Source organism: Acinetobacter sp. AOR18_HL (assembly GCF_027855145.1).
Classification (GTDB): domain Bacteria; phylum Pseudomonadota; class Gammaproteobacteria; order Pseudomonadales; family Moraxellaceae; genus Acinetobacter; species Acinetobacter pittii.
This window is the reverse complement of record NZ_JAKTIG010000083.1, coordinates 1-24,706: the sequence shown is the minus strand read 5'-3', so window position 1 is coordinate 24,706 and position 24,706 is coordinate 1. Positions and strand designations below refer to the sequence as shown.

The following is a 24,706-nucleotide window of genomic DNA, read 5'->3' as shown; positions in this document are numbered from 1 at the left end:
TCAAATGTATACAAGGAATGATCATGCTGAAGCCTCTCCTCATAAGAATTAGTCCTCTTGATAATGTAGCCATTGTAGTGAATGACGGCGGTTTACCACCTTCTACACATATTGAAGAATACCAACTCACCTTGGTTGATCATGTGCCGCAGGGACATAAAGTTTTATTAAAGTCATTAAAGCAAGGTGAAGCAATTGTTCGTTATGGGGAAATTATTGGTTATGCAAATAAAGATTTATCCGCAGGTTCATGGGTAAATGAAGCCGTTACCCAAATGCCTAAGGCACCTGAGCTAGATGATCTTGAGTTAGCAACTCGTCCTGATCCAAAGCTTCCAACCTTGAGCGGATATACATTTAAAGGTTATAAAAATAAAGATGGCAGTGTCGGCACAAAGAATATTTTAGGTATTACAACCAGTGTTAACTGTGTTGAAGGTATTGTCGATTATGTCATTAAAATTATTGAACGTGATTTACTTCCTAAATATTCAAATGTAGATGGTGTAGTCGGATTAAATCATTTATATGGTTGTGGCGTGGCAATCGATGCACCCGCTGCAATTGTTCCTATTCGTACAATTCATAATCTTGCACTCAACCCTAATTTTGGTGGAGAAATTATGGTTGTGAGTCTGGGCTGTGAAAAAATGCAACCCGAACGTCTTCTAAACATTCCTAAAGAAAACAAATATATTCCCCTAGCAAACGAAGATATTATTCAATTGCAAGATGAACGCCACAACGGTTTTGAAAGTATGGTCAACCATATTTTATCCGTGGCGGAACAACACCTTGAAAAGCTTAATCAACGTACTCGAGAAGAAGTCCCAGCTTCTCATTTAGTTGTAGGCATGCAATGTGGTGGGAGTGATGCATTTTCGGGAGTTACCTCTAACCCTGCCGTTGGTTTCGCAGCTGACCTGATTGTGCAATGTGGCGGTACAGTCATGTTTTCGGAAGTTACAGAAGTCCGCGATGGCATTCACCTACTTACTCCACGTGCAGCAAATGAACAAGTTGCCAAAGATTTAATTCGAGAAATGAAATGGTACGATGACTACTTAGCAGCAGGCCAAGTGGACCGAAGTGCCAATACCACACCCGGCAATAAAAAAGGTGGACTGAATAACATTGTAGAAAAAGCGATGGGATCGATCGCCAAATCGGGCCGCTCACCTATTGTAGAAGTTCTCGCACCGGGTCAAAGACCAACTAAAAAAGGATTAATTTTTGCGGCAACGCCATCAAGTGACTTTATCTGTGGTACGCAGCAAATGGCATCGGGTATTACCGTTCAAGTATTTACCACAGGCCGCGGTACACCCTATGGGTTGGCAGCCGTACCTGTCATTAAAATGGCAAGCCGAAACAATATTGCAAACCGTTGGTATGACCTAATTGATATCAGTGCTGGCGATATTGCGATTGGGAAGAAAACTATTGAAGGAGTGGGCTGGGAACTTTTTGAAATGATTTTACGCGTGGCTAGTGGTGAGCAGCAAACGTGGTCGGACCGTTGGGGTATTCATAACTCACTCGCTGTATTTAACCCTGCACCAGTGACCTAATAAGGTTTAGAAGATGAGGTTATATCACCTCATCTTTCTTATTTCCCCTATTAATTACGACACATTTCACTAAAACTTAACAGCGCTGCTAAAATAACATCGAAAATTAAGAACTGTATTTCTCTATGCAAAATCAAACTGCTTCAAACCTCCCCTCTACACAACTTGGAAAAGCACTGCTTTGTCTTATGACGTCGGCATTATTGTTTTCCATTATGGGAGTGTGCATTCGTTTTGCTTCACAAACGGTGGACAATGCGACCGTCGTGTTTTTTAGAAATGCAGTAGGTTTATTTATTTTTATTCCGATGCTCTTTAAACAGGGGCTAGATTTTATTAAAACCGATAAACTCTGGATGCATACTTGGCGAAGCATTGTCGGGCTAGCCGCTATGTATGGTTTTTTCTATGCCATTGCGAACTTAAAACTATCGAACGCCATGGTTTTTAGTTATTCATCTCCTATCTTTATTCCACTGATTGCATGGCTTTTCTTAAAAGAAAAAATTACCAAGTCTATGATTTTTGCCGCTGTGATTGGGCTCATTGGAGTTTTATTTGTCGCTAAACCCGATCAAGGTCTATTTAACGCATTATCTTTTATTGGCTTGGGTGCATGCTTTTTATCAGCAATGGCCTTTGTCACCGTAAGAGCTTTAACCAGTACAGAGCCACCTGAACGTATCGTTTTTTACTTCTGTGTTTTTGGTAGTTTAATTTCCTCTATTCCGATGTTTTGGCATTGGCGTATTTTCACTTGGCATGAATTAGCATTACTCATTGCCGCAGGACTTTTAGCTAATATTAGTCAACTGTTTATGTCTTATGCCTACAGCTTAGCGCCGGCAGGACAAATTGGCCCAATGAATTACATTGCTATTATTTTTGCAGGAATTTGGGGATTTGTTTTTTGGCATGAATTACCGGATCTATTCAGTATTATCGGCATATTTATTATTTTATTTGCGATTTTGCTCTGTAATCCATTTTTGCAGAAAAAGCTACTTTCTCGATTTAAATAACAGACAAACTTTAACCTAATTTAGGTACTGTATTCGATACTCATTTGGTGAAATGCCTGTCCAATGGCGATAGGCTTTTCTAAAATTAGAAGTATCTGAAAAGCCAATTCTTTCGGCAATTTCATCTACGGTTAAAGTTGTTTCTCGCAAATATTCATCCGCAAGACGGCGCCGAGTCTCATCTAACAACTCTTGGTAAGTCAAATTAAACCCTGCCAAGCGTCGATGTAAGGTCCTCTTTGACATATGTAAGCGTTCGGCCATTTCTTGAGCCGATGGAAAAAGCCCTGTTCCATCCAATAATATTAGACGGATTGTTTTCACCAACTCAGGCTCCTCAAGTTCAGCAGCACCTAGCATCCGCTCACAAAACGATTTACACATATCAGCGGTAATCGGGTTGGCATTTGGGCAAGGTACATCGAGCCACTTTAAATCAAAGTGCCATTGCATCACCCCAGCATTAAACTGAACGGGACAATGAAAAACTTTTTCATATTCTTCTGCATAGTCAGGCGCTGGGTATGGTAATAAAAGCTTCTTCGCTTGAAATGGTCCTTCAAGCACTCGTTCAATTAAAGTTTGCATAGAGCTAAACCAAAACTCGCACACTAAAGGTAAAAGCTTACCAAGTGCAATAATGTCCTGCCCTTCAAAAACGGCAACATCATCTCGAATATAAAATGACTTCTTTAAAATAGGCCCTGCAAGCTTAATGTGTCGAATACCAAGCTCTACCGCTTGTCTAAAATTACGCGAAGAATATAGTGCGTAGCCATACACCCCAAAATCTGACAACCGCTGCTTTTGTCCTGCGCGTAGTCCAATTAAAGGATCGTGAGATAGTTTTTGAATATTTTGAAATAGCTGAATTTTTTGGACTTGGGAAATATATAAAGAGGATTGATTCATAGCATCTGGCGAAATATTTGTGCCAGATAAAACATCGGATATTGAATGGCCTTGCGACCCCACTTCATCAAATAAACTGGTTAAACCCAGCAAATATGTATTGGCACCTAAGAGTGTATTATCATAATTTCCTTCGATAACACTATTCGCATTTTTATAAAGATTTTTAGGCATTTAAATCACACCATCCCTAGAGTGACGTGCATAATGGCACTAAACTACCTCTTGTTGTCTCAATTTAACATCGACCATACGACACTTCAAGCATAAAGTATGATAAGCAAAAGTATGGAAGGAACAATAATGGAAAGCTCCACTTTAAAAGAATATAGCGGCTCTGCCACTGAACATATGGAACTTATTTTTTCCAAACAACATGCCAATTTTGAGGCAGACCCCTATCCAAGTCTTGAAGCACGCCGCACAAAACTGCATCAACTTAAAAAACAAATTATCCGTTATCAAGATGCTTTAGCTGCTGCGATTAATTCCGATTTTAGTTCTAGATCGGTAGATGAATCTAAACTACTAGATTTGCTTGGTTCTGTGTTAGAGGCTGATCATGCGATTCATCATTTACGCCGCTGGATGCGTCCAAGTAAACGCCGTACCGAGCTTTTATTTTTATCAAACCGTTTAAGTGTGCAATACCAACCTAAAGGCGTGGTTGGTGTGATTGTACCTTGGAATTTCCCAGTTTATTTAGCACTTGGCCCACTCATTGCCGCATTAGCTGCAGGCAACCGAGTCATGATTAAACTCCCTGAAATTACACCAAATACCAATGCCATGCTAAGACGCATGCTTGCCGAAGTCTTTAACGAAGATGAAGTAGCCGTGTTTGGTGAAGAAATTACAGACCCAGCAAGATTTACCTCTTTGCCATTTAACCATATTGTATTTACAGGTTCTCCTGCCATTGGCAAAGTCGTCATGCGAGCTGCTGCTGAAAATCTAACACCTGTTACACTTGAGTTAGGTGGCAAATCACCGGCCATTGTGAGCCGTAATTACCCACTTGCCGATGCGGCAAAACGTATTACCCATGGCAAAGCAACTAATAGTGGTCAAATCTGTGTAGCGCCTGACTACGCGTTGGTTCCCAAAGAAAGTATTGATGAATTTGTTGAAGCTGCGAAATCAAGCTTTATAAAAATGTTTGGTCAAAACATTGAAAATAATGAGAATTACACATCCATTGTGAACGGCCGCCATTTAAAACGTATTCAAGATATTTTGACCGATGCGCAAGAAAAAGGTGCCCTTATTATTCCTTGCGATACTTATAGCTTTGACCAACAAGGTCGCAGGATGCCTGTGCACATTGTGCTGAATTGCACGCCAGACATGCGGATTATGAAAGAAGAACTCTTTGGCCCTATTTTACCTGTGGTGGCTTATGATTCTTTAGATGATGCGATTACCTATGTGAAATCGGACGAACGGCCTTTAGCCCTTTATTGCTTTACGCATAGTTCAATAGAACGTGATCGTATTTTGCGTGAGACTCATTCGGGTGGTGTGACCATCAATGATTGGGGTTGGCATGTAGTTAACCATGATGCTCCTTTCGGTGGTATCGGCAACTCAGGCATGGGGTCATATCATGGTGAGGAAGGTTTCCGCGAACTTTCACATGCTAAAACAGTTTTTATTCGTCATCGGTTTTTCCCGACTCAGCTTTTCCACCCTCCTTATGGAACATTCCTTCAAAAATTAGCGATTCGCTTTTTCTTGAAAAAAGGCGATCCAAGTATTAAATAAAGAATATAAAAGAAAGCCTCGTAATGAGGCTTTTTTTAGTAGATTTTCATTGATCAACAATTAATATAAATATTTATCACACTATTTATATATCAAGTCATTCATATATTGAACTAATTTATTCTAAAAAATAATAAAAATTTACTATCTAAAATTACTGGCCTACAGTCACCTTAGTAAAACATGCCCCTGTAAGATGATTTGTCTCATAAATATCCTTTATATTCTGACTTACAATGATAGTAGCATTTTCTTTATCAATTCGAAAAAAATCAGCATTCTCAGTTTTTTCGGCATCAATAATTAACTTAAAGAATGCCCTATAGTGCCCCGCAAGATCGGGCCTTACAGGATCGTTTTCAATAAACTTTTGGAAATCAGAATTAGTTTCATCTACACAATCATATCGCAAGGGATCTATTAAGAGATAAAACTGCTGAGATAATTGCTTATTAAACTCTAATGGAACAACCATACAATCAGTAAGCCTATATTCCTCTAATAAAAGCTTGAATCTATGGCTAATGACACAAAAACCATAAAAGGTTGTAGTAAAATCGACCTCTTGGTTTCCACTATCAATAATAGCAATATATTTCTTTCCCTTATTGACACTATTTTCTAACAAAAACTCATCCCAATCTATCTGAGCTCTAGGATTATCGAATCCTACAATCTCCTGACTGGGCAAAGAAACGTCTTCGATGGCATAGACATATTGGTGGAAACCCGCAAAAAGAATAATAGAAGAAGTTATAAAGTTCTTAGTTAACATCTCATATACAGAATTGTACGTATAATCACATTATTTTACATAAACACAATATATATCTCAATATTTAAGAGCATAAAAAAAGCTAGACACACGCCTAGCTTTAAAAGCATTTCATCTTCTAGATTAAATATAATCAACCTTTTGAGCTTTCAAGATATCAAGCTGCAACATCTTTTTCTTTTTATATTTATAGGCAATAAATAAACCAATAAACCAGATTGGTGAACACTCAAGTGCAATTAAAGTATCATGGTCTAAAGCCAAAATTACGATAGTAAACACTAAAAACAACATGGTCATCCAAGCCATAAATAACCCACCCGGCATTTTATATTTTGACTGGATATGTAGCTCAGGACTTTTCTTACGATAATAAATATAAGAAAGCACAATCAACATAAACGTAAAAATACATAAAATTGAAGTCAGCGCTGAGATAATCGTAAATGCTGTCATGACATTTGGAACAATAAATAAAATAGATGTTCCAACCGTTACACACGCCATTGAAAATACGAGTCCTCTAATTGGAACTTTTCTTTTTGAGAGTTTACTAAAGCTTTTAGGTGCGTCGTTGTCTAAAGCTAAACCGTATAACATACGGCTAGTCGCAAAGATCCCACTATTTGCAGAAGATAAAGCTGAAGTCGCAACAACAAAGTTGATTAAACCTGCCGCAATTGGTAATCCAACCAAAGTAAACATTTCTACAAATGGGCTCTTTTCTGGTGAAACCTTTGCCCAAGATGTGACCGCAATAATACAAACCAACGCGCCGACGTAGAATAATAAAATGCGTAAAGGAATAGAATTAATTGCTTTCGGAAGTGATTTATGCGGATCTTTAGTTTCAGCAGCAGTCGTCCCGACAAGCTCAATACCCACAAACGCAAATATGGCAATTTGAAAACCTGCCAAGAAACCAGTTACGCCATAAGGAAACATCGACTCTGTTTCAAACAAATGGCTCATTGAGGCCTTAACCCCATTTGGAGAAGTGAACCCAGTACCTATTAAATAAATACCAGCCAGAATAAATAGAATAATTGCAGTAATTTTGATGAGTGAGAACCAAAACTCAAGTTCACCGAACAATCGAACGGCCACAAAGTTGAGTATGGTTAAGACGGCCAATGAAGTAAATGCAGGAATCCAAACGGGTAAATCAGGATACCAAAACTGCATGTACCCCCCGATTACAATCACATCTGCAATCGCAGTAATAATCCAGTTACACCAGTAGGACCAACCAAGGAAAAACCCCGCCCACGGACCAAGATAAGCCGTTGCAAAATCGGCGAACGTTTTAAAATTAGTGTTCGCAAGCAACAATTCACCCATTGCCCGCATCACGAAGAAAAAGAAGAAACCAATAATTAAATAGGTTAAAACAATTGAAGTACCCGAAACACTTAATGTTTTCCCGGAACCCATAAATAACCCAGTACCAATTGCACCACCAATTGCGATCATTTGAATATGACGATTTGTCAATGAGCGCTGCAATTTCTCTTCTTCTTGCTCAGTCATATGTTGACTACCAAGAAGATCTCCTTCCAGGAACTGCTTTCCGTTATTCTTACTCATGTAATATTTACTCCAATTTATAGCAACCGTCGTAAATGCTTTAATAATAAACAAATTATATGATTATTAATTTAGTCCATTAAACCATTCTAAAAATATTATTAAATCACTTAAGACCTTATAAATTCCTTTTTAAAAGCTATCACCTATAACAATAAAAATTAATCATAAATCCTTTCCTTCATTATTATATTAACCTGCTCTCCAAAATATAATTTCAATAAACCTTTAAAATATATAAACTAATTAAATATTTTATTGATTTACCTTTTATATAGGAAAACAGGCTAATTAATTCCAGCTCAGCGAGCAAGATTGTATTTATCCATATACCCATCTTGCGCTAGCGATAATATATTATTCCTTCTTAAATTTGGTGAAATGTATAGTAATTTCCGCTTAATTAACAGCCATTCGCAAATATTCAGTGGCTTTGAGTTTATTGACCACTTCTGGACTCGAAACTTGTTTAACATGAACACTTAGCACGCGAACTAAAGAGCCATTTTCGACATTCAATTGTTTTGCCTGTTCTTTTGTTAACTGCAATATGTTCTGATGAGGCTGGCTATACACAAGAATGGCGCGATAATTTTCATAATCATCATTGGCCACAATGTAAGACTCATCCCCTACAGCGATATTTTGAGGCTGTTCGATTTGAACCGTTACAGACTGGCTTTCTTTAATCGCCCGTAAATTTTCGATATCCGCTTGCAGCGTTGCACCACCATCAAAAATATCGATATAGCCTTTATAGCGTAGCCCCTCTTCAAGCAAGAGGTTGTAGGCTGGTCGAGTATTTGGGTGCACAATGCCAATCGCAGCTTTAGCATCGTCAGGTAACATATCGACATAGAGGGGATGTCTTGGCATCAGCTCAGCAATAAAAGCCTTCTGCCCTACACCACTTAAATAATCGGCCTTGGTAAATTCGATATTAAAAAACTTGTGACCTACCGCATTCCAAAATGGTGACTGTCCATTTGCATCAGAGTATCCACGCATTTCAGCAACAATCGTTTCTTCAAAATATTGACGGAATGCTGAGAGAAATAAGAAACGGACTTTAGATAAAAATTTGCCATTTTTATTTAAGCGATAGTCAGGATCTAAAAATAAAGTACAAAGCTCACTACAGTTGGTATGGTCATTACTCAAATATAAAGTAGGTAAAGCGTTATAAACACTTAAGGGTTCAGATGCATGAACTTGTGTTCCTACATGGAAGTTATACCAAGGCTCTTTTAAGCCAAGTGCGACTTCAATACCGCAAACACCGACAATTTTATTGAGTTCAGTATCTTCTAAAACAAATAAGTAAACCTGATCTGCCTTTGGAAGTTCGCCTGCGACTGTCTTACACGCCCGTTCAATACGAGCAGCAAGTTTTTCCATATTTGGCTGCAAAGATGTCAAACCAAAACCCGCTTTTTGAGCCAACAGGTAAAGGTCATTAACATCTTTAGGTTCGATGTAACGGATAATCATCATGCTGCTTGTTCATCCTTTTGAATTTCTACAAAGCGAGCAAGCGCACGTTCAAAGCGTTTTAGACCTTCATCAATATCAGCAAATGGAATAATTAAAGATGGCGTAAAACGTACAACATTTGGACCAGCAATAAGACTCAGTAAACCTTCTTCGCCCGCAAGGTTATTAATATCTTTTGCTTTACCAGCAAATTTGTCTTTTAAAGCACAACCAATCAATAAACCTTCACCGCGAATCGTCTCAAAGATTTCATACTTTTCATTTAATTGATTTAAAGCTTTTTTATAATAATCATGACGCTCTTTAATGCCTTTCAGAACTTCAGGTGTATTAATAAACTCAAATACTGCACCAGCAACCGCACTTGCTAGCGGGTTACCACCATAAGTCGTACCATGTGTACCGACAGAAAAATGCGGAGCAAACTTATCGGTTGTTAACATTGCACCGACTGGGAAACCGCCACCTAGTGCTTTTGCAGTCGTTAACACATCTGGAATAACACCAGAGTTCATATAGGCATAAAGTGCACCTGTACGGCCTACACCCGTTTGCACTTCATCAAAAATAAGTAAGGCACCGAACTGATCACATAGTGCTCTTAAGCCTTTTAAAAATTCGATGTCAGCAGGAATAACGCCGCCTTCACCTTGGATCGGCTCAACAATAACTGCACAAGTTTGCTCATTAATGACTGCTTTAGCCGCTTCTAAATCATTATAAGCAACATGGCTAATACCGTTTGGAAGTGGTGCGAAGTCTTGTGAATATTTAGGTTGGCCACCCGCTGAAACGGTAAATAAGGTACGGCCGTGGAACGCATTGTTAAATGCAACGATACCGCTTTTACCAGCTATACCACTGTCTAGCCCAACTTTACGCGCAAGTTTTAAAGCTGCTTCATTCGCTTCTGCACCTGAGTTACAGAAGAAAACCTTGTTTGCAAATGTATTTTCAGTGAGTTGTTTTGCAAGGCGTAGTACGGGTTCATTGGTATAACCATTACCGACGTGCCAAAGTTTTTTTGCTTGTTCTGTTAACGCATTGACTGCCACTGGATGCGCATGACCTAATGCATTTACTGCAATCCCGCCTGCAAAATCGATATATTCTTTATTTTCTTGATCCCAAATACGTGAACCTTCGCCACGTACCGGAATGAAATTTGCCGGTGCAAAAACTGGAACCATCCAGTCGTTAAAGTCATTACGAGAAACTGCAAAATTATTCATCTTATCTAGTCCATTAAATTGAATTATTAGGCTTAACCGATGCCCCTATTATTCAAAATCAAATTGATTCACAAAATTTGTAATTCAGTCAAAAATGAATTAATTTTTACCAATCTGATAATTGACAATTACAATATGGATAACATTGATCAAATTATTTTAGGTTTGCTTAAAGATAACGCACGGATGTCTGTTACTGAGTTAGCCGAAAAAGTTCATGTTTCAAGAGCAACGGTAAAAAAGAGAATCGAGTATTTAGAGTCTTCAGGCATCATTACCGGATATACAGTACGGTTTAAACCCAATGCAGAACGGAACGTCATCCGTGCATGGATGAGCATTATGGTTGAAGGGACCAAAGCGCAGTCTGTGATTAAAGAATTACGCCTAGAAAGTGCCGTGGAATGTCTACATAAAACGAATGGCAAATGGGACATTTTGGTCGAGCTACGCTCTGATACTTTAGAAAACTTCGATAAAGTTTTAGAAAGAATCAGAAACATTTCAGGTATTTATAATAGTGAAACCAGCATTCTGCTTGCGAGTCATAAGACCTAATCATTCACTTTAATTTCAAATAATAAGAACGAAAAATTGATGGGCTAAGCATAAGGTTTGGCTCATCAAGCTGCTCTCGATTAGAAAATTCTTCAATTGTCTTTCATCAAATCTACTGAACTAGTACGACAATCAACTTCTCCTAAAAATCGTCAATAAATTTTTAATATTTTTTAAATAATCAAATCAAAAACTTAAAATCCAATTTGATTTAAATTCCAACTTTTTTCACTCAATCCCCTCATCAAAGCATTTGACAGAAAATTTAAAACATAATACATATAGTATTATATGTTATATGTTAAAACCTAAGGAAAAGGTATAAAAAATGGCTAAAACTCAACTACAACACTTCATTAACGGCGAATATGTTGCTAGCAAAGGAAATGATTATTTCGACTTGGTAAGCCCAGTAACTGGTGAAGTTTATGCACAATCACCGAATGCAACCGAGGCAGAAGTTGATGCAGCTTATGCCGCTGCAAAAGAAGCATTTAAAATTTGGGGACGCAGTACACCTTCGACTCGTCAAAAAGCATTACTGAATTTAGCAGATGCTATTGAAGCAAATGCTGATCGTTTGATTGAAGCGCAAAGTCGTAATACGGGTCAGTTAAAACATTTAATCGCATCTGAGGAAGTAGGTGCATCAGCAGATCAGGTTCGTTTCTTTGCAGGTGCTGCTCGCCTACTCAATGGCACTGCTTCAGGTGAATATTTAGAAGGTTTAACCTCTTCTATTCGCCGCGAACCTGTCGGTGTAGTTGGACAAGTTACACCTTGGAACTATCCACTCATGATGGCTGTTTGGAAAATTGCTCCAGCTTTAGCCGCAGGTAACACAGTAGTACTTAAACCAAGTGATACTACGCCTGAAAGTACGCTTTTACTGGCAGAAATTGCTGCACCATTTTTCCCTAAAGGTGCATTTAACGTAGTGTTAGGTCAAGCTCAGGTGGGTTCAAAAGTTGTATCACATAAAACCCCTGCACTTGTTTCGATTACAGGCTCAGTTCGTGCGGGATTACAAGTTGCAGCTTCTGCCGCAGCAAATCTAGCGAAAGCGCATCTTGAGCTTGGTGGTAAAGCACCTGTAGTGGTTTTTGAAGATGCTGACCTAGACAAAGCAGTTGAAATGATTGCTTTAACAGGCTATTTCAACGCAGGCCAAGACTGTACTGCAGCAACACGTGTCATTGTGGCTGAATCTGTTCATGATGAATTTTTAAGCAAGTTGGTTGAAGCTGCAAAAAATACCCGTTTTGGTGAACCCGATGATCAAGACGCACTTTATGGCCCACTTAACAATGCCAACCAATTGAAAAATGTTAAAGCCTTTATCGACAACTTACCTGCTCACGCCAAAGTTGAAACAGGTGGAAAACAAGCAGACCGTCCGGGCTTCTATTTTGAACCAACTGTTATTAGTGGTTTAAAACAACACGATGAAGCCATTCAAAATGAAATTTTTGGACCAGTGATTACCGTTCAAAAATTTACCGATGAAAATGATGCGATTGAAAAAGCCAACGATGTTGAATATGGCTTAGCTTCAAGTGTTTGGACTAAAGATCATGCCCGCGCCACTCGTCTTTCTCGTGAACTCGATTTCGGTACAGTTTGGATTAATACCCATATTCCTTTAACCGCAGAAATGCCACACGGCGGCTTCAAAAAGTCAGGATATGGTAAAGATTTATCTGGTTACGGATTTGAAGAATATACCCGTGTTAAACATGTGATGAGTTCAAACGAATAATAACAATGCGTTTTGAAAGGAGATCAAAATGAATAAGCAAGAAATGAAAGACTTGGTGACTAAAGCCCATCACGAGCTTTTTAATTTGCACGACACCACTGCTTTAGACCGTTATTTTTCTGAAGACTTTATAGAGCACTCACCACTCGTTGCAAATGGTATTTCAGGTCTTCGTCAATTGGTAGAAGATTGTCCCGATATGCAACACGAAGCTGTACGTGTACTAGCAGATGGTGACTTGGTTGCAATTCATGGCCGCTTTCAAGGATTAGATGAAAACCCGTTAGTTGGCTTTGATATTTACCGAGTGAAAGATGGCAAAATTGTGGAACATTGGGATGGACTGGTAGCAGAAGCTGCACCCAATGTGAGTGGTAGAACCCAACTAGATGGTCCGACTGAAATCGTCACTCACCATGACCCAGAGGAAAATCGTGAGATTGTGACCTCTTTCTTTAAGAAGTCATTAATTGATGGCAATTACGAAGCATTTAAAGAATACACTCACAACGATCAGTTCATTCAACATAGTCCAGACATTGGCGATGGTGTTAAAGCAGTCATTGATTTTTTGAACAATATCCGTAATGAAGGACAAGGTTTGGTATACTCCAAAACGCATCGCTCCATTGCTGATGGTCAATTTGTCTTGACACATTCCGAAGGAAGTATTGCCGGAAATCGACATGCCTATTTTGAATTATGGCGTGTAGATAATGGCAAAATTGTTGAACTTTGGGATGCAATACCAGCTGTGCCTGAAGATGAACAGGCCGTCCATCAATATGGCGTGTTTTAATCATTTATCCGTTTCATTAAGCTAAGTCTCTGACTTAGCTTTTAGAGAATTCGCCATGTCAGCATATACGATAATTTTTGCACCTATCGCTCAGGCAACTCGATCGGAACAAGTTGTGGAACGCTTGGAAAATGCAATTATCTCTGGATTGCTCAAAAGCAATGAACAGCTTCCTAACGAGGCGGATCTAGCTCGCTTAATGGGAGTGTCACCCATTACGGTCCGTGAAGCGTTAAATACTTTACGCGTAAAAGGCCTGATTGATACACGACGCGGGCGAAACGGCGGAAGCTTTGTTTGTGAGTTACCTTCCGATTTACTCTTAAACAAGCACCCTCTTCGCCAAGCGTCCAATGAATATCTAGCTGATTTAGGCGAATTTCACAGTGCAATTTTAAGCCATGGTGCATATTTGGCAGCACAGAGAACCACTGAATATGAATTAGGCAAAATTAAAGAGCTTATTGATCAATTTGAACAGGCCGTTGAAGCAGACACACGTGCTCAACTTGATTTACGTTGCTTATTAACACTCACCTCTTTTGCTCAATCAGCTCGCCTGGCAAATCAAGAGTTAACCATACAAGCCGAATGGGCACCGCTCATTGCTGTGCTTTACCAAGATGATCAGTTTCATCAATCGGTCGTCGCTCAATACCATCAACTTTTATCATCTTTTGTTCAAGGCAATGAAGATGATGCTGTTATTCAAGCGCGAAAAATCATTTCGATGCTAACAGACCAAATGCTTCGATATAAGTTATCTATCGAATAAAAACAATAAAGTAGAGCGCTTATAAAGTATCAAGTGAGAAATACGGAATTTTAGGAGTTATAGGAATGACCCAACATTTAGATATAGAAGAGCTTCAAAATTTGTTAAAGACGGTGGTTGAGGAAACGACAGCCATTACAGAAAAGCTGGCGACCAAAGCGAGCAAAATTCTTTCAAAACATGAACCTGAAAAAACCAAAGACGTTAAGCTTTCAGGTTCAGAGCGTTCAGCTTTGCAAAAGGAAATTAAAAAGGCCTTACAGGAAAGCCATTACAGTCAAGGTATTGGTTTTGCAAGTTATAGCCCTGCAACGCAAGAAGAGCAAGATTATTGGACACTCGAATGGTGGTATAAAAAAGAAGATCAGTTACAACAAGCTAAACTTGAAAACTATCAAAATGCTCAGCGATTTCTAGACTTTCGCTCTTTTGAATGGTTCCATAAACCTGCTCAAAATAAAAGTCCGTGCATCCATGGGCCTTATGTTGACTACATTTGCAATGGCGCATACACCATCACCCTTGCCCATCCGGTCATGATTCGTGATCAATTTATCGGTGTGATTGCTACCGATATTTTAGTTTCCGCACTCGAAAAAATTCTTATGCCGAAGCTTAAAAACATTAAACAAAAAGCAATTGTGATTAACGACTCTTCTAGAGTGATTACTTCAAATGATATCACCATCAGAACAGGCACATTATTTAAAGGCCAAAGCCCCGAGCAGTTTCTGTCACGACCGTGTCAATCTTTTCAACTGGTCGTGATCTAGAGTTATATCAAAGATATAAGTATTTGATCTTGCTTTAGGGCATCACCAAGGCGAAACAGCCACCCACTTTTGTACAAACTTTCTCCAAATAGACGTGTTTATTCAAGTCTAGGGGAAGTTTTGGCTCAAAAATAGCATCGCTTTTCCGGATGAAAAGCAAAACAACGAATTTGAGGTTGAAATGACATGGAAAATAAAACGTCTTCCTTAAAAAAACTGTCTCTTTGGCAAGTCACGATTATTGGTATTGCCTACATGACCCCTATGACGGTGTTTGACACTTTCGGTATTGTCTCTGGCATTACCAATGGACATGTGCCACTGGCATATTTGCTCGCACTTGGTGCCATGTTACTTACCGCTTGGAGCTATGCAAGATTTAGTCAAAATTCAGAAAAATCAGGCTCGGCATATAGCTATACTGCTGAAAGTTTAGGGCCTAAAAGTGGTTTTTTTGTCGGTTGGTGTTCACTACTCGACTATTTGTTATTACCCCTCATTAATGTTTTGCTAGCTGCGATTTATCTCACAGCCCTTATCCCAAGCCTGCCTTACTGGTTCTGGGTGCTTGTATCGGCAAGCCTAGTCACTTTAGTGAATTGTTTCCGCATTCGATTACTCGCCAATTTAAGCCTGTTGTTTGTGTTTGCACCGATCATACTCATGGTCATTTTTGTTTATTTAGTGATTAAGGGTATTGGCTCGACTCAAGGTTATGAGCATGTGCTTACTTTGGCGCCACTCTGGCATGAGCACCAATCTTTACTCCCACTCGTTGCGGGTGCCTCAGTTTTGTGCTTTTCATTTTTGGGCTTTGATGCGGTTACCACGCTTTCTAATGAAACCAAACAACCCACCAAAAATATTCCTCGTGCAGTCATGTTAACAACTCTCGCTGGCGGGCTTATTTTTTTCACAGCCGCTTGGTTTATTCAGCTATATTTTCCAAATAATCTACGCTTTCAACATCCTTCAGAAGCATTACCTGAAATTGTGCTTTACGTGGGTGGTGCTTTTTTCCAATCCGTATTCTTATGCGGACAAATTATGAACACAGTCGCCTCTGGCCTTGCCTCTCATGCCAGTGCTTCACGTTTACTGTATATAATGGGTACCGATAATATTTTCCCTAAAAAGTATTTTGGGACAATTCATATCTCATTAGGTACACCATTTTTTTCGGTTTTGTTTGTTGGTCTTATTTCAATGTCCGCGGTTTTTCTAGATTTAGCCCAAGTCGTAAGCCTCATCAGCTTTGGTGCCCTAGTCGCTTTTACAGCCGTAAATTTCTCTGTTTTTATGAAGTTTTATATTAAAGATAAACAGCGCGCAGGTTTTAAAAACAAATTTCTAAACCTATTTTTACCGCTTATCTCTGTAATCAGCATTATTTGCCTCTGGCTTAATCTTGACTCATCTTCACTGATTTTTGGATGTTTCTGGTTAGCTTTGGGTATTCTCCTATTTATCTATAAAACGATTAAAAAACAAAGCATTGCTATTAGTAATGCTTATTAATATTTAAGGAAATTTGTCATGAAAATTATTTCTAAACCTCAACTTTTAAAAGACGTGGAATATAAACCAAGTAAATCTCTACAGGTAGGCAAAGAGTGGAGCTGGTTAAATCCGAAACATGCAAAATTTGAGGCTACCACTATAGAAGGCACATCGGTAGATAACCCAGCGAACTACTATGAAAGCTCAATTTCTGATTGGCATACTTTTGACAGTTTAAAAGCTGATATTGAATGTGATGTCGTGGTTATTGGTGGTGGTTTATTAGGTTCATCTACAGCCTTACATTTAGCTGAACAAGGCGTAGAGACTGTTTTATTAGAAAAAAATCGCATTGGTAGCGCAGCTTCTGGACGCAATGGCGGACAACTTACCCCTGGTTTAGCTCGCTGGGAAGCTCAAGAAATGGCCGATCGCTTGAGTTATGAAGATGCCAAAAAACTCTGGCATTTTACCTCTACAGAAGCGATGCAACTCATTGATGACATCTCGGAAAAATACCAACTCAACTTTGACCGCAAATACGGCCACATTACTGCCGCTGTTCATGAAGGGCATTTAGTCGGTTTAACACAAGGCGCCGATGCACGAAAATATTTAGGTGAAGACCATACCCGCATTGTGGGTAAACATGAACTCATGGACTATATTAAGTCTGATTATTACACAGGTGGTTTAATTGATGAGTTGGGTGGACAAATTCATCCTTTAGCTTTAAACCGTGGCTTAATTTATGGCTTTTGCCAAAATGGCGGTACTGTTTATGAGCAAACAGAAGTCCTTTCAATAGAAGAAAAAGCAGATGGTATTTATGTTCAAACTGCAAATGCTGTTGTAAAAGCTAAAAAGTCTGTAGTGTTAGCTGTGCACCATGCTTCGTTTAAACTTTTATCAGAGCAAAACAATACTACTATTCCGTTTTACACTTATGTTGCGACGACTGCCCCGCTAGAGCTTGATACAAAAGAACTTTTACCATTTGGACATCCAGTATATGACACACAGTTCCAAATTGATTACTACCGTCCCGTGTTTAACAACCGCTTATTATTTGGTGGTCAAGGTACAGGAACATGCTGGGGACCAGAAAAAACATTAAATTATTTAGAACATCGAATTCACACTGTTTTCCCTCAAATTAAAAATCTAGAGATGGATTTTGTCTGGAGTGGCACCACTGATTTAACCGTAAATGGTGCAGTCGATAGCCGTAAATTTGGCAATAAATTCCCAATTTATGCTGTTCACGGCTGGAGCGGTCACGGCGTTGCTCAGACGGTACGTATTGGTAAAGCCATTGCAAATGACTTTGTTGGGCAATCTAACGACTTTGAAATGTTATCTAAAATTGACCATCAAAATATTATCTTTGGTCGTACCCTTGCACCCGTTGTTATTCCACTCGCTAAAAGCATGTATGGTATTGGTGCAATGATTAATCCGGGCAAAATGGTGTCTTTCTAATTTATTAAAATAACTAATTTTCAAAAAAAGGATTCGTATAGCTTTGTACGGATCCTTTTTATTTAGCTGAGTAAAATCCTTTTCAAACTAGGTTATCCCTAACCAATCTATTACAATAGCGCCAGCTTTTTTATTCAGCGCATATATTTTGAGCAATTCATCTTCCCAATTAAAACGCGGACTTAAAAATCGCCATATCCAGTTAATCGCTATGGGTGGTGCTGTCGGGACAGGTTTATTTTTAGGCTCTGCACAAGTCATCCAGTCTGCTGGTCCTTCTATTATTTTAGGTTATGCCATTGTCGGTTTGGTCGCATTTTTAATTATGCGCCAAATGGGTGAAATGATCGTAGAAGAACCTGTGGTCGGTTCCTTTAGTTACTTTGCACAAAAATATTGGGGGAAATTCCCCGGTTTTTTATCGGGCTGGAACTATTGGGTTGTTTATATTCTGGTCGCGATGACCGAACTGACAGCAGTTGCTAAATATGTGCATTACTGGTGGCCCCATATTCCTGCTTGGATATCAGCCTTATTTTTCTTTGTTTTGGTCACATGTTTGAACTTAGGCAACGTTAAATTTTATGGCGAATCTGAGTTTTGGTTAGCTATTATTAAAGTTGCGGCGGTCATTGCCATGATCGTGTTTGGCTTATATTTATTGCTTACCGCGGGTAATGACTCTATCGCTAGCTTCTCAAACTTATGGCAGCATGGCGGATTTTTCCCGCATGGGTTCTCGGGCCTATTTTATATGCTCGCCTTTTTAATGTTTGCTTTTGGCGGTATTGAACTGATTGGAATGACTGCCGCTGAAGCCGAAAATCCAGAAAAAAGCATTCCACAAGCCATTAACCAAGTCATCTTTCGAATCTTGGTTTTCTATGTGGCTTCGCTTGCTATCATCATGTCACTCATTCCGTGGAATCAGCTTGACCTCGGTGGTTTAGATAAAAGTCCATTTGTGATGATTTTTAGCCAGCTTGGTATTGGTTGGGCAGCGCATTTGCTTAACTTTATTATTTTAACAGCCGCACTGTCTGTTTATAACAGCGGCATGTACGCAAACAGCCGTATGTTATATGGCCTAGCAGTACAAGGCCATGCATCCAAAATTTTTACAAAAGTCAGTAAACAAGGGGTTCCAACACCTGCTGTTATCTTTTCTTCTATCCTAATTTTTGGTTGTGTATTACTGAATTATTTTATCCCAGAAGAAGCTTTAAGCTATCTCATGTACATGGCCGTGGCTGCACTAGTTTTAAACTGGGCAATTATTAGCTTTACGCATTTAAAGTTTAAACGCGCTATGAAACTTGAAAATAAAGTTGCCAAGTTCCCTGCATTAATTTCACCTTTAAGTAACTATATTGTTTTGATTTTCATTGGCATGATTTTATATATCATGTGGACTCAAGGATTTGAAAAATCGGTGATTTTAATTCCAATCTGGATTACATTCATGTTTGGATTATATAAATTTCTGAGTTGGAAAAAAGCACTCTAATATTCAAAAAAGGCTTATTCAAACTGGATAAGCCTTTTATCATTTATCAGCTTGTCACCCTAAGCAACTTCAGAAAATCTATTCAAAAAACCATTCACATTCTATTCATCATTATTAAATTGTTCTCTACTAGACACATGGATATGTAAGCCTTAGTCATTCTAAACATTGGTATTTAATGAGATAATTATTAAAGTACAAGTGTTTACATGATCTATAAATATTTGTGTCAATGTTCAGCTAAAATCAAAACAGACCAGTTTATCGTTACGATCACTCAATAGGCAAAAGATACTGCATCGCAAGATAGGTTCTTTACCCACTGCACTGATTTAGCCGTCAACTGTGTCACTCAATGATGAAAGACAGGAAATTTTATGGAAAAAGCTCTGCAATGTCCTAAGTGTGGTTCTACAGAAATTGAAGCACGTGACCATGACAAATTACTTAGAACAACTGGCGGTGTTTTACTCACAGCTGCCGGTACAACGGCAGGCACTGTAGGTGGCGCTGCGACCGGTGCTACTGTTGGAGCAGCTATTGGTACTGTTGCTGGTCCTTTAGGTGTAATTGTTGGCGGAACTGTAGGGACTTTTGTTGGTGCCATTAGTGCAGGAATTACTGGCGGTGTAGTTGGTAATATTTTTGGTAAGAAAGCTGGCGTAATAATCGACAAGAATATTTTTCAAGATTATCGCTGTTTAAAATGTAAATACCGCTTTAAGCAAAAGAAGTAATTTAAATTAAATAGGAGAACTAGTTGCTCTAGCTCTCCTACCTAATCAAAAAATTTATAAACTATCTGGAATAATAAATTTTTATCTAGCATTTCATATAATTAATCTAGATAGCAGCCTATTTTTAATAAAGTAAAACTTTAGTTAAGACTTTAATTTACTTAGCTACTACTCCATCTTGTTGATATTTTGGTGAACGTGGACCATATAACAACCCCATACCCGGATTATAAGTCGTCGGGGTAAAAAGTTGAGTATTTACCATACTCGCTAATGGATAAGCCCGATCAGTAAAGCTGCCAGCAATCTGTTCAACTAAAGCACCGACGACCATTCCGATTAAACCCGCATTACCATCATTACTTGCTTGAACAAGTTTTTTCTCACCTGTCCAAATCACATCTCCAGTTTTTAAATCAACAAGCTTTGCATCAGCACTTACTGTCGCGACACTCTGAATCACTTGGTATTTAGAACCATATTCTTTAATTCGAATATATAAAGCTGCGTCTGCACCAAAAATCTCTTGTAATTTCTGGGGTGCAATAGACTGAGCATCACTACCATTAGTAACCCCATTCTCTTTAAACATATTGTCTACGACAGAGATTGGGAAAACGTAATAACCAGCTTCTGCCACAGGTGCCACCACAGTAGGCCAATAACTATAAGTCGCTTTTACATCAGGCGAATCATTGACTGGAGGCAATACCAAAATCGATTTTGGCATATGAGCTTTATAAGCTGTAATATCTTTATTAGGTTGTGGAGTAACGGCACATCCAGTAAATGCAAGGCTAGAGATAACCAAACCAGCAATTAGAAATTTCTTCATCATGATTTTGCATTCCCACCATTAGCATTCATTTTTTGCAATAAGCGATCCATTAAAACTGTAGATTCTGGATATACTTGTCGTTCAAGCTGGAAATTCTCAATTGCTTTTTGAGAATTATTCTCTTGTAAATACAATAATCCTAAATGTGCATATAAACCTGGCGGAACGGCTAAGCCCTTGCCTTTAGTTTTCTCAATTTCAGCTTCTAATTTTGTGATTTGCGTACTTGGTGTCGCTTTCTCAGGTGAGTTATACATCAAATAGGTTTGATGAGTATAAGTTCCCCAATTATATAAAGGTTGAGGACCAGCGGCACACCCAACCAATCCCATAGCAAGAAAACTGCTTAAAAGAATTTTTTTCATTTAACACATATCCAAAATTATTGAATTGACCAACGGTTATTTTGAATATCTGTTACAAGATTATTAACTGCTTCACGAACAGCTAAATCAAGTACTTTGCCATTTAAAGTCGAATCATAAGAAGCTGTAGAGCCAAAACCTAATACTTCACGAGCACCTAAGGCATATTCACCCGCACCTTGTACGGAATGCACGACTTCAGATGTTTTTACATCAACGACATTTAGATTAACTTTTGCATAAGCAACTTGCTGTTTACCGCGACCTAAAATACCAAATAATTGCTGATCACCTACTTCTTTGCGACCAAACTCAGATACGTCACCTGTGAGAACATAACGAGCACCTTTAATAGATTGGCTTGTATTACTATACCCAACTTCTTGTTTAATCTCAGATAAATTGTCTCGATTTAAAACTGTAAAATAACCAGTTTGCTGTAAATGTGTCTCAAGAATAGTTTTCGCCTGTCCGCCTAGACGGTCTACATTGTCAGAGAAAACACCTCTCATATAACTAGAGCGGTTATCAAACTTACCGATAGAAACAGGAGCCTTTACTCCCGTATATTTAATTTGTGATGTAGCTACAGTTACTTGCGGGCTTTGTATCGTTCTTGAAGTTTCAGTAGTTGAACAAGCAATTAAACCGAAAGAACTCAAAGTAGTAATGATTAATATTTTTTTCATGTTACTCTATAATGATTACAAAATATAAAGAATACATATTATATACAAAAAGACTATCAAATAGTCTAACAATTTAACCATTGAGTAAAAAATACTATTTTTTATTTTATGGATATTTAAATAATAAAAAGTTCCTATTTTGATAGGAGTTATTCGAGTTTGTTTAAAGTGCAATATGCCTGGCTGTCCACAGCATTTAAAAAATAATCCAACAATTGCTCCCTTTCACTAGCTTTATTTGGATCTAAAAGTTGGATGATTGCGCCATCAATCATAAATAAAATCATGTTTGCATCAGCTTTTAAGCCACGACTTTCTAGACTAAATATCAAATCAAAAAGTTCTTTAAGTAGCCATTTTCTATATTCAATCGCCATGCGGTAAGCTCGAGGATAAAGCAGTTTTAATTCAAAAATGGCTTTAAACAAAAGATGGTAAAGACTATTTATATCGACATGTAAGCGGGCAATTTCTTTGAGTTTATCGGCTACGTTTGGTAGCGATGTGAATAGACAATTGCCAGAACTTCTTCTTTGAGTCGGCTGTTTTGAAAGATTAGGCACATTTCAACAAGCCGTTCTTTCGAGTGAAAGTAGTTATAAAACGTCGCTTTTTGAATTTTGGATTTTTTAATAATCAGGTCTACGCCTGCATTATGAAATCCATACGTGGTAAAAAGTTGGATAGCGGTTTGAACCACCTGTAATTTTTTGGAAGATATTTCTAAAGTTGGCATAGTTTTACCGTTATAAATTCTTGTTGTTTCTAAATGAGATAAAAAGCCTGTGCCGTTTCTGGGAGAAAAAAAGGCACAGCAAAGCCGTAAGACGGTGCTTGGCACATCTCAAGTTTTGTAGTTACTAAGTTTTAAGTAAAAATGACTTAAAGCCTGAAAACCTTATGGCGTTCAAGCTGCTGTAAATTTTTAAGTTGTGTCGATATAGACTTTGGCAAAGGCTGCCAAGAAATAATGAATGTGCAAAGCCAACTCCTTTTTTTATTGGGAGTTCTGCCAAATCATTAAAATTATGGTGGCAGAACGAAAGGGGGTTCGCAGACTGGTCATAGATCCAGCACACCCGTGGGTGTCCCCCTCCCGTTCTGAACTGCACCCCATAAGTTAGACTTTTAAAACTTATGAGGTGTGCTCTATGCCAATTCCGAAGCATTCAAAAGAGTTAAAATTAAAAGTCATTCAAGCTTATTTAGAGGGAAGTAAAGGATATAAAATCCTTTCACAAGAATTTAATGTAGATCTCCAAACCATCCGCTTATGGATTGAAAACTATAAGGCACAAGGTGAAGATGGCCTGAATGTTAAAACTAAAAAAACCTACTACTCTTCCGAATTTAAAATCAAGGCTGTACAAATGCTTCTTGATAAGATACCGGTAAGAGAAGTTAGAAGACGGTTAAATCTGAGCGGGACGTCAATTTTAAGAAGGTGGCTAGCTCAGTATCATAAAGAAGGGATTGCTGGGTTTAATACCACGAGGATTTATACCAATATGCTTAAACAAGATAAAACTAAAATAACCAAGTCTGTAAAAGATGACAAAGATAAATCTCAGCAGGAGCTCATTGATGAAGTGACCGCTTTACGAGCAGAGGTTGCCTTTTTAAAAAAGCTAAAAGCCTTAAAACTGAAGCAACGTACCTAAATTCAATTTCTACTGCAGACAGTGTTCAAGTTATTTCAGAATTAAGGCAAATTTATCCATTAAAGCTCTTACTCAGTATTGCCAAGATCGCTCGTAGTACTTATTTCTATCACATGAAAGCTGTACGCTCTAAGGATAAATATACTGAGTTAAAACAGCAGATCAAGTCCATATATCACAAGCATAAGGGATGCTATGGCTATCGTAGAATTACTCTTGCTCTGAAAAGTACAGGAATAATAATCAACCATAAATGTGTATATCGTCTTATGAAAACTATGGGACTTAAATCACGTATCAGAGCACTAAAATATCGCTCATATAAAAGTGGTTGTGTCGGGATGGTGGCCGATAACATTATGCAACGGCAATTTAAAGCGAACCGTCCCAACCAGAAATGGGCAACTGATGTGACGGAATTTAATGTTAACGGTGAAAAACTTTATCTATCACCAATTATAGATTTATTTAATGGGGAAATTATTACCTTCCGGATCCAACGTAAACTCAATTATGAGTTAGTGAAAGATATGCTCATTCATGCTTTAGCTAAACTTAAGCGACATGAGAAACCAATTCTCCATTCAGATCAAGGATGGCAATATCAAATGGCTCATTATCAACAGCAATTAAAGCAACATGGTTTAATTCAAAGTATGTCTCGTAAAGGAAATTGCTTAGATAATGCTGTAATAGAAAGCTTCTTTGGAATATTAAAATCGGAGTGCTTTCATGGTGAAAAATTTCAATCAACTGATGAGTTAGAGAAAACTATACGAGAGTACATTCATTATTATAATCATGAGAGAATCAAGGTGAAGCTACAAGGTTTATCCCCTGTACAATATAGAAACCAGTTTTTAAAAACTGCTTAACTAACTGTCCAACTTTATGGGGTCAGATCAT

22 protein-coding genes and 2 pseudogenes are annotated in these 24,706 nt (G+C 38.3%); 14 read left to right on the top strand and 10 right to left on the bottom strand.

What is annotated here, in order from left to right; genetic code table 11:
- Positions 1–23: 23 nt before the first annotated feature.
- A complete protein-coding gene (gene garD, locus MKL51_RS20245; RefSeq protein WP_002120551.1) occupies positions 24–1,571 on the top strand; it encodes a galactarate dehydratase in 1,548 nt (515 codons plus the stop codon).
- A 125-nt stretch (positions 1,572–1,696) separates the two neighbouring features.
- Entirely contained in the window at positions 1,697–2,593 is an 897-nt protein-coding gene (locus tag MKL51_RS20240) for a DMT family transporter (protein ID WP_001181015.1), read from the top strand.
- 15 nt (positions 2,594–2,608) lie between these two features.
- Here MKL51_RS20240 and MKL51_RS20235 read toward each other — a convergent pair whose 3' ends face one another.
- Positions 2,609–3,679 (bottom strand): AraC family transcriptional regulator, encoded by a 1,071-nt coding sequence (locus MKL51_RS20235; RefSeq protein WP_002120545.1) that lies wholly within the window; start codon positions 3,677–3,679, stop codon positions 2,609–2,611.
- 129 nt (positions 3,680–3,808) lie between these two features.
- Between MKL51_RS20235 and MKL51_RS20230 the strand changes: the two genes are divergently transcribed.
- Positions 3,809–5,269 carry a coniferyl aldehyde dehydrogenase gene (locus MKL51_RS20230; protein ID WP_002120537.1) on the top strand — a complete coding sequence of 487 codons (1,461 nt, stop codon included), beginning with the start codon at positions 3,809–3,811 and terminating at the stop codon, positions 5,267–5,269.
- A gap of 154 nt (positions 5,270–5,423) precedes the next feature.
- Here MKL51_RS20230 and MKL51_RS20225 read toward each other — a convergent pair whose 3' ends face one another.
- The 5 genes and pseudogenes from MKL51_RS20225 to MKL51_RS20205 all read right to left on the bottom strand — a co-directional run bounded on the left by MKL51_RS20225 (position 5,424) and on the right by MKL51_RS20205 (position 10,357).
- Positions 5,424–5,960: an imm11 family protein gene (locus MKL51_RS20225; protein WP_225247874.1), complete on the bottom strand. Its 537-nt coding sequence runs from the start codon at positions 5,958–5,960 to the stop codon at positions 5,424–5,426.
- Positions 5,949–6,044: pseudogene (locus tag MKL51_RS20220) on the bottom strand (imm11 family protein); the annotation flags it as partial. The gene MKL51_RS20225 and the pseudogene MKL51_RS20220, both read right to left, overlap by 12 nt.
- A gap of 123 nt (positions 6,045–6,167) precedes the next feature.
- Complete coding sequence (locus tag MKL51_RS20215; RefSeq protein ID WP_017481360.1) at positions 6,168–7,631, bottom strand: amino acid permease; 1,464 nt, start codon at positions 7,629–7,631, stop codon at positions 6,168–6,170.
- A 399-nt stretch (positions 7,632–8,030) separates the two neighbouring features.
- Complete coding sequence (astA, locus tag MKL51_RS20210; protein ID WP_002120521.1) at positions 8,031–9,125, bottom strand: arginine N-succinyltransferase; 1,095 nt, start codon at positions 9,123–9,125, stop codon at positions 8,031–8,033.
- Positions 9,122–10,357, bottom strand: coding sequence for an aspartate aminotransferase family protein (locus MKL51_RS20205; RefSeq protein WP_002120524.1), 1,236 nt, complete (start codon positions 10,355–10,357; stop codon positions 9,122–9,124). The genes astA and MKL51_RS20205 overlap by 4 nt, the downstream gene beginning before the upstream one ends.
- A 135-nt stretch (positions 10,358–10,492) precedes the next feature.
- On the opposite strand from MKL51_RS20205, the gene MKL51_RS20200 reads away from it, so the two are divergent.
- From MKL51_RS20200 to MKL51_RS20160, 9 genes are all read left to right on the top strand, one after another.
- On the top strand, positions 10,493–10,915 hold the full coding sequence (locus tag MKL51_RS20200) for an Lrp/AsnC family transcriptional regulator (protein ID WP_002120489.1): 423 nt from the start codon (positions 10,493–10,495) through the stop codon (positions 10,913–10,915).
- Positions 10,916–11,243: 328 nt separating this feature from the next.
- On the top strand, positions 11,244–12,674 hold the full coding sequence (locus MKL51_RS20195) for a gamma-aminobutyraldehyde dehydrogenase (protein ID WP_002120548.1): 1,431 nt from the start codon (positions 11,244–11,246) through the stop codon (positions 12,672–12,674).
- A 28-nt stretch (positions 12,675–12,702) separates the two neighbouring features.
- Positions 12,703–13,473, top strand: a complete 771-nt coding sequence (locus MKL51_RS20190) for a nuclear transport factor 2 family protein (protein WP_002120573.1) — start codon at positions 12,703–12,705, stop codon at positions 13,471–13,473.
- Between the two features lie 55 nt (positions 13,474–13,528).
- The gene (locus tag MKL51_RS20185; protein WP_002120532.1) at positions 13,529–14,248 is read left to right on the top strand and encodes a FadR/GntR family transcriptional regulator; all 720 of its coding nucleotides are present in this window, start codon (positions 13,529–13,531) and stop codon (positions 14,246–14,248) included.
- A 65-nt stretch (positions 14,249–14,313) separates the two neighbouring features.
- The gene (locus MKL51_RS20180; protein ID WP_000191916.1) at positions 14,314–15,021 is read left to right on the top strand and encodes a cache domain-containing protein; all 708 of its coding nucleotides are present in this window, start codon (positions 14,314–14,316) and stop codon (positions 15,019–15,021) included.
- A 186-nt stretch (positions 15,022–15,207) separates the two neighbouring features.
- A complete protein-coding gene (locus MKL51_RS20175; protein WP_002120563.1) occupies positions 15,208–16,539 on the top strand; it encodes an APC family permease in 1,332 nt (443 codons plus the stop codon).
- A gap of 18 nt (positions 16,540–16,557) precedes the next feature.
- Complete coding sequence (locus tag MKL51_RS20170) at positions 16,558–18,003, top strand: NAD(P)/FAD-dependent oxidoreductase (protein WP_002120500.1); 1,446 nt, start codon at positions 16,558–16,560, stop codon at positions 18,001–18,003.
- A gap of 148 nt (positions 18,004–18,151) precedes the next feature.
- A complete protein-coding gene (locus MKL51_RS20165; RefSeq protein WP_005802857.1) occupies positions 18,152–19,510 on the top strand; it encodes an amino acid permease in 1,359 nt (452 codons plus the stop codon).
- Between the two features lie 377 nt (positions 19,511–19,887).
- Entirely contained in the window at positions 19,888–20,247 is a 360-nt protein-coding gene (locus MKL51_RS20160) for a hypothetical protein (RefSeq protein WP_002120526.1), read from the top strand.
- Positions 20,248–20,404: 157 nt separating this feature from the next.
- Here MKL51_RS20160 and MKL51_RS20155 read toward each other — a convergent pair whose 3' ends face one another.
- From MKL51_RS20155 to MKL51_RS20140, 4 genes and pseudogenes are all read right to left on the bottom strand, one after another.
- Positions 20,405–21,085: a DUF799 domain-containing protein gene (locus MKL51_RS20155; RefSeq protein ID WP_002120567.1), complete on the bottom strand. Its 681-nt coding sequence runs from the start codon at positions 21,083–21,085 to the stop codon at positions 20,405–20,407.
- Positions 21,082–21,450, bottom strand: a complete 369-nt coding sequence (locus MKL51_RS20150) for a DUF4810 domain-containing protein (RefSeq protein ID WP_002120559.1) — start codon at positions 21,448–21,450, stop codon at positions 21,082–21,084. Before MKL51_RS20150 ends, MKL51_RS20155 begins: the two co-directional genes overlap by 4 nt.
- A 17-nt stretch (positions 21,451–21,467) precedes the next feature.
- The gene (locus MKL51_RS20145) at positions 21,468–22,139 is read right to left on the bottom strand and encodes a CsgG/HfaB family protein (protein ID WP_002120578.1); all 672 of its coding nucleotides are present in this window, start codon (positions 22,137–22,139) and stop codon (positions 21,468–21,470) included.
- 149 nt (positions 22,140–22,288) lie between these two features.
- Positions 22,289–22,875: pseudogene (locus MKL51_RS20140) on the bottom strand (TetR/AcrR family transcriptional regulator).
- 415 nt (positions 22,876–23,290) lie between these two features.
- Here MKL51_RS20140 and MKL51_RS21085 point away from each other — a divergent pair.
- Together MKL51_RS21085 and MKL51_RS21080 are read left to right on the top strand one after the other, a co-directional pair.
- Positions 23,291–23,800 carry a helix-turn-helix domain-containing protein gene (locus tag MKL51_RS21085; protein ID WP_002120495.1) on the top strand — a complete coding sequence of 170 codons (510 nt, stop codon included), beginning with the start codon at positions 23,291–23,293 and terminating at the stop codon, positions 23,798–23,800.
- 5 nt (positions 23,801–23,805) lie between these two features.
- Entirely contained in the window at positions 23,806–24,675 is an 870-nt protein-coding gene (locus tag MKL51_RS21080) for an IS3 family transposase (protein WP_106405999.1), read from the top strand.
- Positions 24,676–24,706 lie beyond the last annotated feature (31 nt).